Raw genomic sequence first — 16,089 nt, 5'->3', positions numbered from 1 at the left:
GGCGCATCCACGCCCGGTTCCGACATGCCCGAAACGCCTGCATCGCCCGCACCGCTCGAGACGCTCGAACGCGAGACCGCCGCCGACCCGCGCTGGAGCGTGATCTGGCTGCACGGCCTCGGCGCCGACGGCAACGACTTCGCCCCGATCGTGCCGGAGCTGGTGCGCCGCGACTGGCCGGCGCTGCGCTTCGTGTTCCCGCATGCGCCGGTGCGCGCGGTGACCATCAACAACGGCATGCGCATGCGCGCCTGGTACGACATCCGCGAGATGGACCTGGCCAACCGCGCGGACGAGCAGGGCGTGGCCGAGTCCAGCGCGCAGGTCGAGGCGCTGATCGCGCGCGAGGTCGAACGCGGCATCCCCGCCGCGCGCATCTTCCTGGCGGGGTTCTCGCAGGGCGGCGCGATCGCCCTGGCCGCCGGCCTGCGCCGCGAGGCGCCGCTGGCGGGCCTGATCGGGCTGTCCACCTACGTGCCCGCGCCGCAGAAGGCCGCGGCCGCGCTGGCGCCCGCCGCGCCGCGGCAACCGGTGTTCATGGCCCACGGCAGCCAGGACCCGGTGGTGCCGTACGCGGCCGGCGAGCACAGCGCGGCGCTGCTGCGGCGCCTCGGCTTCGCGGTCGACTGGCACGCCTATCCGATGCCGCATTCGGTGTGCGCCGAGGAGATCGGCGATCTCGGCGACTGGCTGTCGGCGAGGTTCGCGGGGGCCTGAGTTGAGGGACCCCCGCGCCAGCGAACCGTGGTTGCCGGACCTGTGCCGGCTGCCGCGGATGGCGGCGATGCTGGGGCTGGCGCAGCTGGTGGTGGTGGTGGTGGCGCTGGTGCCGGACGGCTCGGCGCCGTGGGGCGCGGCGCGGCTGCTCTCGGCCAGCGGCTACGCGCTGTGGCTGGCGCTGGCGGTCTCGGTACTGCTGTGCGTGTCGCGGCGCCCGCTGTCGGCGCTGCCGGTCCGGCTCGGCGCGCTGGCGGCGGTGGCGCTGGCGGCGGTGGTGGCGGCGCTGGCCGCGGCGATCGTGCACGGCCTGTTCGCCAGCGTCGGCGAGGCCGAGGCCTGGCCCGGGTTCTGGCGTTTCGTCGGCGGGTCCAGCGGGGTGGTGACGCTGATCACGACGCTGGCGCTGCGCTATTTCTACGTGATCGACGGCTGGCAGGCGCAGGTCGGCGCCAGCGCGCGCGCCGAGGCCGATGCGCTGCAGGCGCGGATCCGGCCGCACTTCCTGTTCAACAGCATGAACATGATCGCCAGCCTGCTGCGCCGCGATCCCGAGGTCGCCGAGCGCGCGGTGCTCGACCTCTCCGACCTGTTCCGCGCCGCGCTCGGCGCCGGCGAGGGCAATTCCTCGCTGCAGGAGGAGGTGCACCTCGCCGAGCGCTACCTGGCGATCGAGCAGCTGCGCCTGGGCGAGCGCCTGCAGGTGCTCTGGGAGCGCAGCGAACCGCTGCCCTGGACCCTGGCAATGCCGCGCCTGGTGCTGCAGCCGCTGCTGGAGAACGCGGTGCTGCACGGCATCTCGCGGCTGCCGCAGGGCGGCCGCATCGAGATCGGCCTGGCCGCCACCGCCGACCGCCTGCTGCTGCGGGTGCGCAATCCGTCGCTGCCGCCGCAGGCCGACGGCCCGCACGGCGCCGGCCACGCGCAGCGCAGCATCGGCCACCGCCTGGTCTACGCCTTCGGCCCCCGCGCGCGGATGACCTGCGGCTGGAACGGGGGCTACTATGCCTGCGAGATCGAGTTGCCGCTGGATTGAGGGCGGCGCCGGATCGAGGCATGAACGGGGAGGGCGCCTGGATGAAGGTCGTGATCGCCGACGACGAGCCGCTGGCCCGCGAGCGGCTGCGCACGCTGCTGGCGGACCAGCCCGGCGTGGAGCTGGTGGCGGAGGTGGGCGACGGCCACGCCGCGCTGCACGCCTGCGCCGAACACGATGCCGACCTGGTGCTGCTCGACATCGCCATGCCCGGCATCGACGGGCTCGAGGCCGCGCGCCACCTGGCCGCGTTCGAGCCGCGCCCGGCGGTGGTGTTCTGCACCGCCTACGACGCCCACGCGCTGTCGGCCTTCGAGGCCGCCGCGGTCGACTACCTGGTCAAGCCGGTGCGGCCCGAACGCCTGCACGCCGCGCTCGAGCGCGCCCGCACCTTCACCATCGGCCGCGACCACGAGGGCGCCGGCGATCGCGACGGGCTGCACCGCAGCCGCACCCACCTGTGCGCGCGGCTGCGCGGCAGCCTGCGCCTGATCCCGATCGAGGAGGTCCACTACCTGCAGGCCGAGGAGAAATACGTGGTGGTGCACCACGCCCGCGGCGAGGACCTGATCGAGGAATCGCTGAAGTCGCTGGAACAGGAGTTCGGCGAGCGCTTCATGCGCATCCACCGCAACTGCCTGATCGCCCGTCACGAGCTGGTGGAGGTGCGCCGCGACCACGACGGCCACGTCCACGCGGTGCTGCGCCACGTGGCCGCCCCGCTGGAGGTCAGCCGCCGCTGCGTGGCCCAGGTCCGCGAGGCCATCCGCCAGCTCTAGGCGGTCCGTCCCGCTCTTGCCTTTGCTCGAGGCGCCCACATCGGCTCGAGCGGCCGGGTGGGGCGCTTTCGACCAAGCGAGTATCGGGGAGCGACTCGAAAGCGCCCCGCCCGGCCGCCCCTGCGCCGCCCGCGCACGCCCCCGCGCCGGCCTCACCGCACGACACTCCCCGCATCGGACTTTCGCCCCCACCACCCGCAGCGGCGATAATGCCTGCATGAGCCTGCTGCGCATCGCCACCCGCAAGAGCCCGCTCGCCCTGTGGCAGAGCGAACACGTCGCCGCGCGCCTGCGCGCGGCCCACCCCGGCCTGGAGGTCGCGCTGGTGCCGATGAGCACCCGCGGCGACGAGGTGCTTGATCGCTCGCTGGCGGCGATCGGCGGCAAGGGGCTGTTCCTCAAGGAACTGGAACTGGCGATGCAGCGCGGCGAGGCCGACTGCGCGGTGCACTCGCTCAAGGACGTGCCGATGGCGCTGGAGCCGGGGTTCGCGCTGCCGGCGATCCTCGAACGCGCCGACCATGCCGACGCCTTCGTCAGCAACGCCCACGCCGCGCCGGCCGAACTGCCGCAGGGCGCCCGGGTCGGAACCTCCTCGCTGCGCCGCCATGCGCAGCTGCGCGCGCTGCGCCCGGACCTGCGGGTGCTGGACCTGCGCGGCAACGTCAACACCCGCCTGGGCAAGCTCGACGCCGGCGACTACGACGCCATCGTGCTCGCCTGCGCCGGCCTGCAGCGCCTCGGCCTGGCAGCGCGGATCCGCCTGCGCCTGGACGCGCCCGCCTGGCTGCCGGCGCCGGCGCAGGGCGCGATCGCGGTCGAATGCCGCGACGACGACGCCGGCACGCGGTCGCTGCTGGCGGCGCTCGACCATCGCCCGACCCGCCTGTGCGTGGAAGCCGAGCGCGCCATGAACCGCGCCCTGCACGGCAGCTGCCACGTGCCGGTGGCGGCGCTGGCGCGCCTGCGCGGCGACGCCATCGCCCTGGAAGGGCTGGTGGGCTCGGCCGCGGACGGCGAACTGGTGCGCGCCGCCGCCAGCGCCCCCGCCGCCGAGCGCGAACGGCTCGGCGCCGAGCTCGCGGCGGCGCTGCTGGAAGCCGGTGCCGGCCGCCTGCTGGCGGCGGCCGGCGCTACTTGAAGGTGTAGACCAGGTTGATCGTGGTCAGGGTGTCGGTCTCCTTCACCCCGGCCTCGCGGTCGACATCGGTGTTGTGGCGCGCCTGCAGCGCCGCCTTCAGCGCCAGCGATTCGTTCATCGACACCGACACGCCCAGATCGTTCTGGGCGAAGGTATTGTCCTGGCCGGACTCCACCAGCAGCGAGTTGGTGAACTCGCTGTTCTCGGTCAGGCGGTGGCGGAACTCGAGCAGGCCGCGGACGATGACGTCGCTCTGGATCTCGCCGGTGCTCATGCGCCGGGCGCGGCGGTAGCCGGGGCCGATCTCGGTCAGCAGCCGGGTGTCGTCGTTGCGGATGAAATGGTGGCCGTAACCGAACGAGAACGTACCCTGGTAGTCGTAGAGCGAGAAGTCGTCGCGCTCGTAGCGCGCCGCGCCGAACCAGTTGTGCATCTCGTTGACCTTGATCGCGGTGGTCCCGGCGACCTGGTAGCGGTTGGCGCTGGTGGTGTAGCGGGTCTCGGCCACCCCGTCGCCGTCGAAGTCGCTGGTGACGTCGGCCTTGGCGCGCAGCGCCGACAGGGTGAGCTGGTGCTTGCTGCGCACGTCCTCCTGGGAGAACAGCAGCCGCGTGTTGAGGTTCTCCGAGCGCCGGTTGCCGCGGCTCATGGCGAAGCCGAGTTCGCCGGTGAAGTTCCAGATCGGCTCGTCGCCGAACGGCGGCGGCGTCTGCGCGCGCGGCGCGGCCGGCACCGCGGCCAGGGCCAGCGCGGCGGCGAACAGGAGCGGCAGGCGGGGAGGGCGGGTCATGCAGGATCCTGGGACTGGGGGGTGATCTGGGGAGACGGGCGCCGCCGGCCGCGCCGGCGGCTCAGAACGCATAGCGCAGGCGCAGCGTGCCCGAGCGGCGGGTCAGCCCGTCGCCGCCGTCGGCGGCGGTGTCGTGCCACATCTCGATGCTCGAGTGCAGCGCCAGGCGCGGGAGCAACTGCCAGTCCAGGCCGATCGACTGGCGCAGGTAGGCGTTCTCGCGGCCGGTCTCGACCAGCAGGCGCTGGCTGATCCGGGCATGCCGCCCGAACCGCTGCGACAGGCTCAGGCCGCCGCGCGCCACCGGCCCCGGCACCGCGGTGCCGTTGTCGACGTAGGGCTGGATGCGGTAGCCGGTGCCGAGCTCGATGCGCAGCTTGGTGTCGCGCTCGCGGATCGCGTCGAGGCGGTAGCTGGTGTCGACGCGCCAGTTGCGTGCGTAGGCCAGCACCCGGTCGCGGGCGCTGGCCGGCGCGTACAGACCGACCAGGCGGCGGTTCAGCCAGTGCGCGGCGCGCACCTGCGGCGCCGGCAGCCGCTCGCGGACCCCGGGGGCCGGGGGCGGCGGCAGCGCGCGCGGGCGCCGCCCGGTCCACTCCGCATCCCGGCACACCAGCGCGTAGCACGGGGTGCGCAGCGAGATCCGCCGCGCGGCCACGGCCATGGCGGCGGGCAGCTGCGGCGCCTCGATCCGGGGGACCGGCTGGGTGAACACGGGCAGCCCCACCAGGGCGAGCCACCAGGCCGCGAGCATCGCGGTCTCCTTGTGGAAACGGTTCCATTATGCCGCGACCCGGCGCCGGGCCCAACCGCCGGCCGGCGCCGCGCTCAGTAGTACAGCGTCACCACGTGCCTGGCCTCGGCGAAGAACAGCCAGCGTTCGACGAACGCCGCCGCCAGCAGCGCCGCGGCGACCGTGCCCAGCAGCGGCGCCACCGGCACCGGCAAGGCCGTCGCCACGGCCCAGGCCGCCGCGGGTGCGGCCAGCAGCAGCGCCGAGGCCAGCCAGCGCAGGCGCAGCGCATGCCGCCGCGCCACCGCGAACGCCATCTCCCGGGTGACGAAGCTGGCCTCGGTGTGCGGGCGCTCGAAGACGGACACGCTGCGCCCGGGCAGGCCGACCGCGTCGCCGCGGGTCGCCGGCGGCGCCTGGCGATCGATCTCCCGCCAGTACAGCCACTTGCAGGCCAGCAGCAGCGCGCCGAGCACGGCCAGGGTGGCGGGCATGGCGGCGCCGGTGCCGGCCGGGGGCAGCAGCAGCGCCATCAGCCAGAACAGCAGCGCCAGGCCGGTGAGCAGCGCGAACAGCAGGTACACCGGCACCACCAGCGGATGGCGCCAGGCCGGGATCGGCGGCAGCGAGGCGTAGATCATCGCCGTGCATGCCACCGTCGCCAGCGCCAGCCCGGTCAGCAGCAGCCCGCACAGCCCCAGCCCGATGGCGCGCCCGGGGCCGGGTTCCACCCACAGCAGCATCAGCCCCAGCGCCAGCGCCGGCAGCGGCGTGGCCAGCGCCAGCAGCCCCTCGCGCGACAGCCACGAGGTGCGCCACTGGGAGATCGCGCGCCACGCCCGCAGCGGCCGGCCCAGATGCGCGAGCGAGCTGAGCAGCCCGGCGGTGCTCAGGACCAGGCCGAGCAGCAGCGCCCACAGCTGCAGCGAAGACAGCGCCGGCATCACGTCGGCGCGCGCGTGCAGCAGCAGCACCGACAGACCGAGCCAGGCCAGCAGCCCGTACCCGGCGCCGGACAGGGTGGTGAAGAAGATCACCGAAAGCGCAGGATGCATCGTCGGTTCCCCGGGCGGACGATTCCGCGCGACATCCTACAGGCGCGCGCGGCGACCGGCCCGGCACTGGTCCACAGGATCCGGATCTGCGGCCGGGTTGGCGGTGATGCGGGGTTCCGGCCAGCGGCGCCGGCTTTCGCGTGCATGGCACGCTGCTACGAGGGGGCGCCAACCCTATGAGGGGCGGGCTATCCGGTGCCAGCGCTGCTCCCCTGTAGGAGCGGCCCATGGCCGCGAAGGCCGCGGGTGGCTCGGGCCGGGATGGCGTAGTTCCGGGTGGGCGGCGGTGGGGCCGGGCGCTGCCGCGAGGGCCGCCTCAGCGGCCGAGGATGCGGTTCAACCAGTGCCGAGGCGATTGCGCGACGGTATCGCCCGCGGCGGCGGCACCGTCGTCGGAAGCGTCTGCGCCGCGGCGCGGGCGCGGCGGCAGGTAGCGGTTGACCGGGCGATAGCCCAGTTCCGGCATCAGCGCCATGCCCTGGCGTTCCGCCACCAGCTTCGAGACGTCGGAGTCGGGATCGCCGAGGTCGCCGAAGTGGCGCGCCCGGGTCGGACAGGCCTGCACGCAGGCCGGCACGCGCTCGCTTTCGTCGAGGTGCTCGTTGTAGATCCGGTCGACGCACAAGGTGCACTTCTTCATCACCCCGTCGACCTCGGAGTACTCGCGCGCGCCGTACGGGCAGGCCCAGCTGCACAGCTTGCAGCCGATGCACTTGTCCTCGTCGACCAGCACGATGCCGTCGGCGGCGCGCTTGTAGCTGGCGCCGGTGGGGCAGACCGTCACGCAGGCCGGGGTCTCGCAGTGCAGGCAGCTGCGCGGGAAGTGCAGGGTGAGCGCGGGCTGCGCGGCCGCGGCGGCTTCGGCGCTTCCGGCGGCGCTGCCCCCCTCCACGGCGGGGGAGCGACGGACGTCGCGACCGATGGGTGTCGGAGTCGCGACTTTCGTCGTTCCCACAGGGGCTTTCTGGACCGCAGCTCCCATCGGGACCTCGCGGGCCGGCGCTTCCAGGAGGGCTTCTCCGGCCGGGCGCTCCGCCTGGGCCGGCGCGCTCGCCGCCACCTCGTAGCTGTGGACGCGATTGAGCCAGACCCCCAGCGGCTCCCTGCCGTAGGGCCGCTCGTCGACCAGCGGTCCGGCGATGCCGCCGGCGTTCCATTCCTTGCAGCTGGTGGCGCAGGCGTGGCAGCCGACGCAGGTGTCCAGGTCGATCACCAGGCCGAGCTTCTTCGGCGACGGGGGCGGCAGCGCGGTCATCAGGTGAACGGGAAGTAGCGCGGGATCAGCAGCCCCGCCATGATCAGGAAGATCACGTTCAACGGCAGGCCGACCTTCACGAAATCGGTGAAGCGGTAGCCCCCGGCGGTATAGACCATGGTGTTGGTCTGGTAGCCGATCGGGGTGAGGAAGCTGGTGGAGGCGGCGAATGCCACCGCCACCAGGAACGGCTTGCTGTCCAGGCCGAGGGTGTCGGCGGTGGCGATCGCGATCGGCACCACCAGCGCCGCCGAGGCGTTGTTGCTCATCACCTCGGTGAGGATCGTGGTCAGCAGGTAGATCGTCAGCAGCGCCACCACCGGGCCGTAGCCGCCCACCAGGTCCACCGCGATCCCGGCGATCCAGGCGGCCGCGCCCGAGTTCTGCAGGGCGATCCCCATCGGCAGCACCCCCGCCAGCAGCATGATCACGCGCCAGTCGATGGCGCGGTAGGCGTCCTCGGTCTTGAGCACGTTCAGCATCACCAGGGCGATGCAGCCGAAGATTGCCGAGGCCACGATCGGCAGCCAGCCCAGCGCCGCCACCGTCACCACGCCCGTCATCACCCCGATCGCCAGCAGCGCGCGGCCGAGCTTGGTGCGCTCCTGCACCCGCTCGCCCAGCACCAGCAGGCCGGGGTCGGAGCGCATCGCGGCGAGCGACTTCTCCGGCGCGTCGAGCAGCAGCACGTCGCCGACCGCCAGCGGCACCCGGTCGAGCGGCTGGCGGATCGCCAGCCGGTGGCGGTGCAGGCCCTGCACGCGCACGCGGTAGGTGTGGCCGAAGCGCACCTCGGCCAGGGTATGGCCGACCAGGTGCGAGCCCGGCGCCACCATCGCCTCGGCGTGCAGGCGCTCGGCGGCCACGTCGCCGTCCAGATCGCGGGCGACGTGGTCGTAGTCGAGCCTGAGCTTCTTGCGCGCCGCCTCGATGTCGCGCCACTCGCCGCGCATCAGCAGGCGGTCGCCGACCTGCACCTGCTCGCCGCGCGGCGACGGGACCGGCTGCTTGGCGCGGAAGATCTCCAGCATCACCACGTCGCCGGCGTCGTCGGGCAGCAGTTCGCTGCCGCGCCGGCCCACCGCGGGCGACTTCTCGCCGACCAGCAGCTCCACCACGTAGCGCCCCGCATGGCCGGTGTCGGACTGCTCGGGAACGCCCAGGTCCGGCAGCAGGAAGTGCCGCGCCACCATCATGTAGGCCACGCCGACCGCGACGAAGATCATCCCCATCGGCGCGAACTCGAACAGGGTGAATCCGACCTCGCCCGACTGCCGCGCCAGCGAGTCCACCAGCAGGTTGGTGGAGGTGCCGATCAGGGTGCAGACGCCGCCGAACTGGCCGGCGTAGGACAGCGCGATCAGGTACTTCGAGGGCGGCTGGCGGTTGGCCACGGTGGCCGCGATCACCAGCGGCAGGAACACCGCCACCGCCGCGGTATTGTTGATGAACCCCGACACCAGCGCGGTCAGCAGCATCATCGCCAGCGCCAGCAGCCAGCCCCAGCGGATCTGCGCCAGCAGCTCGCCCAGCCGGTACAGCGAGCCGCTGCGCTGAAGCCCGGCGCTGAGCACGAACATCGCCGCCACGGTGATGGTGGCGGGGCTGCTGAAGCCGGACAGCGCCTCCTCGGTGGACACCAGGCGCAGCGCCAGCAGGCTGCCCAGCACCAGCAGCGCCACCACCTCGATCGGCAGCTTCTCGGTGACGAACAGGTACACCGCGCCGGCGATGATGGCGAAGGTCAGCCAGGCGTCGATCGTCATCGCGCGCTGCCCCGGCCCGCCCGCCCGCCGGCGTAGCGCAGCGGTGCGCCGGTGCCGGCGGCGCCCGGCAGCGGCGCGAACTGCGGGCGGCTGCGGCCGTCGGCCTCGGTGGCCGGGCGCAGCCGCACGCGCAGGTCGAACCACGCCGCCTGGCCGGTGACCGGGTCCGCGTTGGCGTAGTCGGCGCGCGGGGTGAGGTCGGAGATCAGGTGGTTGAGCAGGAACCCGCGGGTCGCCTCGGGCGCATCGGCGGCCAGCCCCCAGGCGCCGCGGCGCTTGCCGATCGCGTTCCAGGTCCACACCGTGTCCGGCTGCACGTTGGCGGCGAGGCGCGCCTGCACCGTGATCCGGCCGTGGTGCGATTCCAGCTCGACCCAGTCGCCGTCGGCCACGCCGTGGCGCGCGCCCGTGTCCGGATGCAGGTACAGCCAGTTGCGCGCCGCGATCTGCCGCAGCCAGGCGTTCTGCGAGCCCCAGGCGTGATACATGAACATCGGTCGCTGGGTGATCGCGTGCAGTGGGTAGGGGTGGGAGTCTTCTCCCGCGGGCGGAGAAGGGGGCGTGACGGCTGTCTCGTCCCCGCCTGCCGCGCCGCGATGGGCCCGTTGCGCGGCGCCGGTCTGGGCGGACTCGAACGGTTCGTACCACAGCGGCAGCGGATCGAAGTAGGTCTCCACGCGTTCGCGATGCGCCGCCGGCGGCAGCCGCTCGCCATGGCCCTGTGCGGCCAGCCGGAAGCGCTGCAGCGGTTCGGCGTACAGCTGCAGCGCGATCGCCCCGGTGCCGCCGACGAAGCCCATGCCGCGCGCCCACTGCAGGTAGCCGCGGTTGGCCATCTTGAAGTAGCGCGCGTGCTCGGGGATCTCCTCGCGCCAGTAGCCGCCGTGCTCGATGTAGCGCTGCAGCTGCCGCGGGTTGGGCGCGCCCTTGCCGTGTGCGTCGCCCCCGGCGCCGCGCCAGCCGGCCAGCAGGCCGACCCCGGGCGCGCGCTCGTGGCGGACGATGTAGTCGGCGTAGTCGCGGTACGCCGGCGCCCCTTCCGCGTCGACCATCCCCGGCAGGCCGAGCCGCGCGCCCAGCTCCAGCAGCACCGACTGGAACCCGCGCACCTCGCGCGCGCGGCCGTCGGCGGCGGGCTGGGTGGCCGGGTCGAACACCGGGTGGCGGATCGCGTCGGCGGCGCCGTCGGCGTCGGAGATCGGCCGGTCGAGCAGCGAGATCGCGTCGAAGCGCTCCAGGTAGGTCGTGTCCGGCAGCACCAGGTCGGCGTAGGCCACCATCTCGCTGGCGTAGGCGTCGGAATAGATGATGCGCGGGATCCGGTACTCGCCGTCGGCATCGCGGTCGGTCAGCCAGCGCATCGTCTGGCGGGTGTTCATCGCCGAGTTCCAGCTCATGTTGGCCATGAACATCATCAGCGTGTCGATGCGGTAGGGATCGCCGGCGTGGGCGTTGCGGATCACCGTGTGCAGCATCCCGTGCGCGGCGAGCGGATAGCTCCACGAGAACGCGTGGTCGATGCGCCGCGGCCGGCCCTGCTCGTCGACCAGCAGGTCCTCCGGCCCATGCACGAAGCCCAGCGGCGGCGCGTCCAGGCTGCCGTCCTCGCGCCGGCGGCTGCCGGGGCGGTTGGGCGGCGGCACCGGCTTGGGATAGGGCGGCTGGAAGCGGAACGAACCGGGGGTGTCGACCGCGCCGAGCAGCAGCTGCAGCAGGTGCAGCGCGCGGCAGGTGTGGAAGCCGTTGCTGTGGGCGCTGATCCCGCGCATCGCGTGCATCGCCACCGGCCGGCCGACCATCTCGTCGTGGCCGCGGCCCCAGGCATCGGTCCAGGCGATCGGCAGCCGCACCGGGTGCTCGAACGCGGTGACGGCCAGCTCGCGGGCGATGCGGCGGATCGTCGCCGCCGGAATGCCGCAGCGGCCGGCGACGGCGTCGGGCGAGTACTGCGCATCGAGATAGCGCTCGACGACCAGCTGGAACACCGGCACCGCCTCGCGGCCGTCGGGAAGCGCGTACTCGCCGACGACCGCCGGCGAGATGCCGCTGGCGTCCGCGGGCACCGGCGCGCCCGCGTCTAGGTTCCAGCACAGCACCCGGTCCTCGGCGTCGCGCGCGAACAGGCCGTCGCCGGCGCCGCCGGGATCGCGCACCACCAGCCAGTGCGCGTCGGCGTAGCGCACCAGGTAGTCCAGGTCGATGCGGTCCATGCGCAGCAGCTCGTGGATCAGCGCGAACGCGAACAGCCCGTCGGTGCCGGGGCGGATGCCGATCCACTCGTCGGCGATCGCGCCGTAGCCGGTGCGCACCGGATTGACCGCGACGATCTTGGCGCCGCGCTCCTTCAGCCGTCCCAGGCCGAGCTTGAGCGGGTTGGAATCGTGGTCCTCGGCCACGCCCCAGAGCATCAGGTAGCGGGTGTGCTCCCAGTCCGGCTCGCCGAATTCCCAGAAGCTGCCGCCGAGGGTGTAGAGCCCGCCGGCGGCCATGTTGACCGAACAGAACCCGCCGTGCGCGGCGTAGTTCACGGTGCCGAACTGCTGCGCCCACCAGCCGGTCAGCGCCTGCGACTGGTCGCGCCCGGTGAAGAACGCCAGCTGGTCCGGGTCGCGCTCGCGCAGCGGCTTCAGCCAGCCGGTGGCGATGGCGAGCGCCTCGTCCCACTCGATCTCGCGGAATTCGCCGCTGCCGCGCTCGCCGACCCGCAGCAGCGGCCTGGTCAGCCGCGCCGGCGAGTAGTGCTGCATGATCCCGGCCGCGCCCTTGGCGCAGATCACGCCGCGGTTGACCGGATGCGCGGGGTTGCCCTGCAGGTAGCGGATCTGGCCGTCGCGCAGCCACACCTTGATGCCACAGCGGCAGGCGCACATGTAGCAGGTGGTGGTCCTGACGTCGTCGCCCGGGCAGGGAGACAGATCGAGGACCGGCTCGTTCGGCGCGGGCGCGGACATCCGGCTATTGTGCCCGCGCGCCGTTGACCCGGCGAGGGCCGTCGCGGCGGCCCTCTCCGCCGCGCGCCTGGCGGGCGCTAGACCGGGCCGCCGCGGCGCGTTGGGCGCCGATGCGCGCCTGGGGTCACTGCGGCGCCTCGATGCGGATCGACGGATCGTCGAAGCGCGAATAGCGGATCGTGGTGGTGCCCTGGGCGGCGTCGCCGGCGACCTGCATCTGCAGCGGATAGCCGTCGCCGCCGATCCACAGGGTGGCCGGCGGGTTGGCCGGGTCCTCGTGGGTCATGCGGTACTTCCGCGCCGGCGCGCCGTCCACGCTGTCGGGTCCGAGCGATTCGAAGCGCATGCCCTCCTGCTGCGCGGCGATGCGCCCACGGTCGCGGATCTCCTCGAGCATCCCCTCCTGCAGCGGCAGCTCCATGGTCTGGCCCTGCATCTGCATGTACATGCGCCCGCCGACGATGGTCTGGGTGATGCCGTCGGGCAGGGTCATGCGGAAGCGGTCGGGGGCGACGTGCTCGAGGGTCATCGCGCCGGCGCCGGTCTCGATCTGGGCCGCGTAGCTCTTCGCCGCCAGCATCCGGTCCAGCGCCGCCATCACCTCCGCGCGCGGATCGGACAGCGGATTGGCCGCGGCGGCCATTCCGGCCACCTTGTCCGCGAACGTCGGCTCCGGTGCCGGCGCGGCGGTGCCCGCAGCGGTCGCGGCGGCCTCCGCGGCAGGCTGCGCGCCGCAGGCGGCCAGCAGCAGGGCGGAAAGCGCGAAGGCTGCGGCGGAGGGGCGTGCTGACATGCGAAGCTCCATTCTCGTCGGGATACCCGGCATACGCATTCCGGCGCGCCCGCAGGCCAGCTCACTGGCACAGCCGCCGCAGCCGGCGGATTTCCTCCTGCACCAGTTCGCTGTCGCCGCCCGGCGCCAGGCCGGCGAGGTTGCGGCGAACCCGGGGGCAGGGGTCCGCCTCGTAGCCGGGCCCGTTCACCATGCGGCCGATGCTCTCGAGCACCTGTGCGGGCGAAGCCGGGGGCGTCATGCGGAAGCGCTCCGGGGGCCGCGCCGGCGGGCCCGCCGGGCGCAGCGGATCGCGGCGGAAGTCGTGCGTGCCGGCCTGCGCACCGGCCCAGTCGCGGCCCTGCTCGAGCAGGGCGTGCGCGGCGGGAGCGGCCGCCGCCTCGGCACGCGGCGGCGGGGGCAGCTCCACCACCGTCATCGCGCGCGCCGGCGCTGCCGCCGGTGCCGTGGCGGCCGGGGGCGATTGCGGTTCGCGTTCGGGCCGGGGGTCCGGCTCGGGTTCGGGGACGGCGGCCGGTGGCGGTGGCTCGATCCAGTGGAGACGCAAGGCGGTCTCGGGCGCCCGGCGCGGCGCCGGGGGCGCCTGCGTGAACAACCACCAGCCCAGCGCGAGATGCACCCCGACCACTGCGATCGCGGCAACGGAGCGGTCGCTGGCGTGGTCATTGCGCATCGGTCGTCCCTGGGGCGCGGCGAGTCTGCACACGCTGCGGTTAAACCGCGGTTATCCGTCCGCAGGGCGGCGTGCGCCGGCCGGCTGGCGCAGGGCGCCGGCCCGGGACGCTGCCCCGCGGGCCGCCTTGCCCCCATAATCGCGTCATGGACCGCTACGAACGCATTCTGTCGCTGCACCGCACCCTCAAGCACGCCCGCTATCCGGTGACGGTGGCGCGCCTGCAGGACGAGCTCGGCTGCTCGCGCGCCACCGTGTATCGCGACCTGGCCTTCCTGCGCGACGCGTTGATGGCGCCGATCGTCGGCGACGGCGAGGCCGGGTTCCGCTACGACGCCGAGGAGGGCAACCGCTTCGAGCTGCCCGGGCTGTGGCTCAACTCCGACGAGCTGCACGCGCTGCTCGCCGCCCAGCAGCTGCTCTCGCGCAGCGGCGGCGGGGTGCTGTCGGCCGCGCTGGCGCCGCTGCAACAGCGCATCGAGAAGCTGCTCGAGGAACATTCGGCGGGCAAGGCCTGGCCGGTCGAGCGGGTCCGGGTGATCCCGCACCGTTCGCGGCGGATGGACGAGCAGGCGTTCCGCTTCGTCTGCTCGGCGGTGCTCGAGCGCCGCCAGCTGAACTTCGAGTACCGCGCCCGCTCCACCGACGAGCGCACCCGGCGCACGGTCTCGCCGCAGCGGGTCACCCATTACCGCGGCAACTGGTACCTGGATGCCTGGGACCACGACCGCGACGGCCTGCGCAGCTTCTCGGTCGACCGGATCGCCGGCGCGCGGGTGCTCGACGGCGCCGCGCGCGACATCGACGAGTCCGAGCTGGACCGGCACCTGGCCGGCAGCTACGGCATCTTCTCCGGGGAGCCCAAGGGCTGGGCGACGATCCGCTTCAACGCCCGCGCCGCGCGCTGGGTGGCCGACGAGCACTGGCACTCGCAGCAGCAGGGCCGGCACCTGCCCGACGGCGGCTACGAGCTCAAGCTGCCCTACAGCTCGCCGCGGGAGCTGCTGATGGACGTGCTGCACTACGGCGCCGACGCCACCATCGTCGAACCGGCTTCGCTGCGCGAGCAGGCGCGTTCGCTGCTGGCGCTGGCGCTGTCCAACTACGAGCGCTGATGGCGCTCGACGCGCAGATCGCGCCGGGTCGGGAGAAGGTCGCGCTGGCGCTCGGCGCCGGCGGCGCGCGCGGGCTGGCGCAGATCGGCGTGATCGAGGTGCTGGAAGAGCGCGGCTTCGAGATCGTCACGATATCCGGCGCCTCCAGCGGCGCCCTGGTCGGCGGCATCCACGCCGCCGGCAGGCTGCGCGAATTCGACGCGCGCCTGCAGGCGATGTCGCGGCGCGATTTCCTGCGCCTGCTCGACCCGGTGCTGGGCCGCTCGGGCATGCTGCGCGGCCGGCGCCTGGTCGATGCCATGCGCGAGGTGGTGGGCGACCCGCTGATCGAGGAGCTGCCGATCCGCTTCACCGCGGTGGCCGTGGACCTGCAGCGCCAGCGCGAGGTGTGGCTGCAGAGCGGCCGGCTGTGGGACGCGCTGCGCGCCTCCTTCGCGATCCCCGGCCTGTTCCTCTCGCACCAGGTGCACGGCCGCGAACTGGTCGATGGCGGCCTGCTGGCGCCGCTGCCGATCGCCGCCACCCGGCTGTCCGACGCCCACCGCCTGGTCGCGGTGGACATGCACGGCTGGCCGCGGCGGCCGCCCGGCCAGCCCGCCGCCAACGGCACCACCACGCCCGGCCGAACCGGCCCGGGCGACGCGGCCGAGCCCGGGCCGGACGCGACGGGCGAGGCGGGCGCCTTCGCCGATGCCGGCGAAGCCGATCCGCCGGCGCCCGCCGGCTGGGGCTGGCGCCGGCGCGGCGAGGTGCGCGACATGGGCCTGGTCGAGGTCATGTCGCGCTCGCTCGACACCATGCAGGCGCAGATCGCGCGGGTGCAGCTGGCGCTGGATCCGCCCGAGCTGGTGATCCGGATCCCGCGCGACGCCTGCCAGTTCTACGAGTTCTGGCGCGCCCGGGAACTGATCGCGATCGGCCGCCACGAGGCCATCCGCGCGCTCGACGCCGCGGGGTACTGAGCCGCCGGCCCTGCGGGAGCGCCGGCGATCGCGCCGCCCGGATCGCAGCGCGTGCGACCGGCACCGGGCAGCCTGCGCGCATCCAGTCCAGGAGCGCCGCCATGCAGACCGCAACGATGCCGCCGTCCCCGTCCCCCGCCGCCGTGCTGGCGACCCTGCTCGCCGGCGCCCTGTTCCTCGGCGCGGTCGCGCTGCTGTCGCTGTCGCCGCTGCGCACCGGCGCCTTCGCCCTGGGCGCCGCGCCGCTGTGGCTGCTGGGCATGCCCCTGGCCAGCCTGGCGGCGCTGGCCGTCCGCCAGCTGGCAACCCTGTCGCGCCGCCGC

General features: G+C 73.8%; 15 protein-coding genes. 7 read left to right on the top strand and 8 right to left on the bottom strand.

From position 1 onward, the window contains the following. Positions 1-24: 24 nt before the first annotated feature. The 4 genes from QFW77_RS01980 (at position 25) to hemC (ending at position 3,673) form a co-directional block, all read left to right on the top strand. Positions 25-717 (top strand): alpha/beta hydrolase, encoded by a 693-nt coding sequence (locus QFW77_RS01980; RefSeq protein ID WP_280572532.1) that lies wholly within the window; start codon positions 25-27, stop codon positions 715-717. 1 nt (position 718) lies between these two features. Beyond that, on the top strand, positions 719-1,753 hold the full coding sequence (locus QFW77_RS01975) for a sensor histidine kinase (RefSeq protein ID WP_425603247.1): 1,035 nt from the start codon (positions 719-721) through the stop codon (positions 1,751-1,753). Positions 1,754-1,794: 41 nt separating this feature from the next. Next, complete coding sequence (locus QFW77_RS01970) at positions 1,795-2,532, top strand: LytR/AlgR family response regulator transcription factor (protein ID WP_280572548.1); 738 nt, start codon at positions 1,795-1,797, stop codon at positions 2,530-2,532. A gap of 217 nt (positions 2,533-2,749) precedes the next feature. After that, positions 2,750-3,673, top strand: a complete 924-nt coding sequence (hemC, locus tag QFW77_RS01965; protein ID WP_280572530.1) for a hydroxymethylbilane synthase — start codon at positions 2,750-2,752, stop codon at positions 3,671-3,673. Here hemC and QFW77_RS01960 read toward each other — a convergent pair. From QFW77_RS01960 to QFW77_RS01925, 8 genes are all read right to left on the bottom strand, one after another. Beyond that, positions 3,666-4,463 carry a DUF481 domain-containing protein gene (locus QFW77_RS01960; RefSeq protein ID WP_280572528.1) on the bottom strand — a complete coding sequence of 266 codons (798 nt, stop codon included), beginning with the start codon at positions 4,461-4,463 and terminating at the stop codon, positions 3,666-3,668. The two genes, hemC and QFW77_RS01960, sit on opposite strands and share 8 nt — an antisense overlap. Positions 4,464-4,524: 61 nt before the next feature. Beyond that, the gene (locus tag QFW77_RS01955; protein ID WP_280572526.1) at positions 4,525-5,217 is read right to left on the bottom strand and encodes a DUF481 domain-containing protein; all 693 of its coding nucleotides are present in this window, start codon (positions 5,215-5,217) and stop codon (positions 4,525-4,527) included. Positions 5,218-5,291: 74 nt separating this feature from the next. After that, positions 5,292-6,251: a dimethyl sulfoxide reductase anchor subunit family protein gene (locus QFW77_RS01950; RefSeq protein WP_280572525.1), complete on the bottom strand. Its 960-nt coding sequence runs from the start codon at positions 6,249-6,251 to the stop codon at positions 5,292-5,294. Positions 6,252-6,567: 316 nt separating this feature from the next. Continuing rightward, positions 6,568-7,506 carry a 4Fe-4S dicluster domain-containing protein gene (locus QFW77_RS01945; RefSeq protein WP_280572524.1) on the bottom strand — a complete coding sequence of 313 codons (939 nt, stop codon included), beginning with the start codon at positions 7,504-7,506 and terminating at the stop codon, positions 6,568-6,570. Then, entirely contained in the window at positions 7,506-9,272 is a 1,767-nt protein-coding gene (locus QFW77_RS01940) for an SLC13 family permease (protein ID WP_280572523.1), read from the bottom strand. Before QFW77_RS01940 ends, QFW77_RS01945 begins: the two co-directional genes overlap by 1 nt. After that, on the bottom strand, positions 9,269-12,223 hold the full coding sequence (locus QFW77_RS01935; RefSeq protein ID WP_280572522.1) for a molybdopterin oxidoreductase family protein: 2,955 nt from the start codon (positions 12,221-12,223) through the stop codon (positions 9,269-9,271). The genes QFW77_RS01940 and QFW77_RS01935 overlap by 4 nt, the downstream gene beginning before the upstream one ends. Positions 12,224-12,347: 124 nt before the next feature. Then, entirely contained in the window at positions 12,348-13,016 is a 669-nt protein-coding gene (locus QFW77_RS01930) for a LolA family protein (RefSeq protein ID WP_280572521.1), read from the bottom strand. Positions 13,017-13,077: 61 nt separating this feature from the next. Further along, positions 13,078-13,689, bottom strand: coding sequence for a hypothetical protein (locus QFW77_RS01925; protein WP_280572520.1), 612 nt, complete (start codon positions 13,687-13,689; stop codon positions 13,078-13,080). Positions 13,690-13,835: 146 nt separating this feature from the next. Here QFW77_RS01925 and QFW77_RS01920 point away from each other — a divergent pair, with 146 nt between their 5' ends. The 3 genes from QFW77_RS01920 to QFW77_RS01910 all read left to right on the top strand — a co-directional run. Beyond that, entirely contained in the window at positions 13,836-14,804 is a 969-nt protein-coding gene (locus QFW77_RS01920) for a helix-turn-helix transcriptional regulator (RefSeq protein ID WP_280572519.1), read from the top strand. Next, positions 14,804-15,766, top strand: a complete 963-nt coding sequence (locus QFW77_RS01915; protein ID WP_280572518.1) for a patatin-like phospholipase family protein — start codon at positions 14,804-14,806, stop codon at positions 15,764-15,766. The genes QFW77_RS01920 and QFW77_RS01915 overlap by 1 nt, the downstream gene beginning before the upstream one ends. Before the next feature lie 101 nt (positions 15,767-15,867). Further along, a partial coding sequence (locus QFW77_RS01910; protein WP_280572517.1) for a hypothetical protein occupies positions 15,868-16,089 on the top strand: 222 nt, incomplete at its 3' end.

The sequence above is a fragment of the Luteimonas endophytica genome (assembly GCF_029887875.1).
GTDB lineage: Bacteria > Pseudomonadota > Gammaproteobacteria > Xanthomonadales > Xanthomonadaceae > Luteimonas > Luteimonas endophytica.
The sequence above is the reverse complement of the archived record's forward strand: the minus strand, read 5'-3'. Positions and strand labels throughout refer to the sequence as shown.

Coding starts and splice junctions, on each gene's coding strand:
- QFW77_RS01980 (WP_280572532.1), top strand. CDS start 25: ATGCCCGAAACGCCTGCATCGCCCGCACCGCTCGAGACGCTCGAACGC.
- QFW77_RS01970 (WP_280572548.1), top strand. CDS start 1,795: ATGAAGGTCGTGATCGCCGACGACGAGCCGCTGGCCCGCGAGCGGCTG.
- hemC (WP_280572530.1), top strand. CDS start 2,750: ATGAGCCTGCTGCGCATCGCCACCCGCAAGAGCCCGCTCGCCCTGTGG.
- QFW77_RS01960 (WP_280572528.1), bottom strand. CDS start 4,463: ATGACCCGCCCTCCCCGCCTGCCGCTCCTGTTCGCCGCCGCGCTGGCC.
- QFW77_RS01955 (WP_280572526.1), bottom strand. CDS start 5,217: ATGCTCGCGGCCTGGTGGCTCGCCCTGGTGGGGCTGCCCGTGTTCACC.
- QFW77_RS01950 (WP_280572525.1), bottom strand. CDS start 6,251: ATGCATCCTGCGCTTTCGGTGATCTTCTTCACCACCCTGTCCGGCGCC.
- QFW77_RS01945 (WP_280572524.1), bottom strand. CDS start 7,506: ATGACCGCGCTGCCGCCCCCGTCGCCGAAGAAGCTCGGCCTGGTGATC.
- QFW77_RS01940 (WP_280572523.1), bottom strand. CDS start 9,272: ATGACGATCGACGCCTGGCTGACCTTCGCCATCATCGCCGGCGCGGTG.
- QFW77_RS01935 (WP_280572522.1), bottom strand. CDS start 12,223: ATGTCCGCGCCCGCGCCGAACGAGCCGGTCCTCGATCTGTCTCCCTGC.
- QFW77_RS01930 (WP_280572521.1), bottom strand. CDS start 13,016: ATGTCAGCACGCCCCTCCGCCGCAGCCTTCGCGCTTTCCGCCCTGCTG.
- QFW77_RS01925 (WP_280572520.1), bottom strand. CDS start 13,689: ATGCGCAATGACCACGCCAGCGACCGCTCCGTTGCCGCGATCGCAGTG.
- QFW77_RS01920 (WP_280572519.1), top strand. CDS start 13,836: ATGGACCGCTACGAACGCATTCTGTCGCTGCACCGCACCCTCAAGCAC.
- QFW77_RS01915 (WP_280572518.1), top strand. CDS start 14,804: ATGGCGCTCGACGCGCAGATCGCGCCGGGTCGGGAGAAGGTCGCGCTG.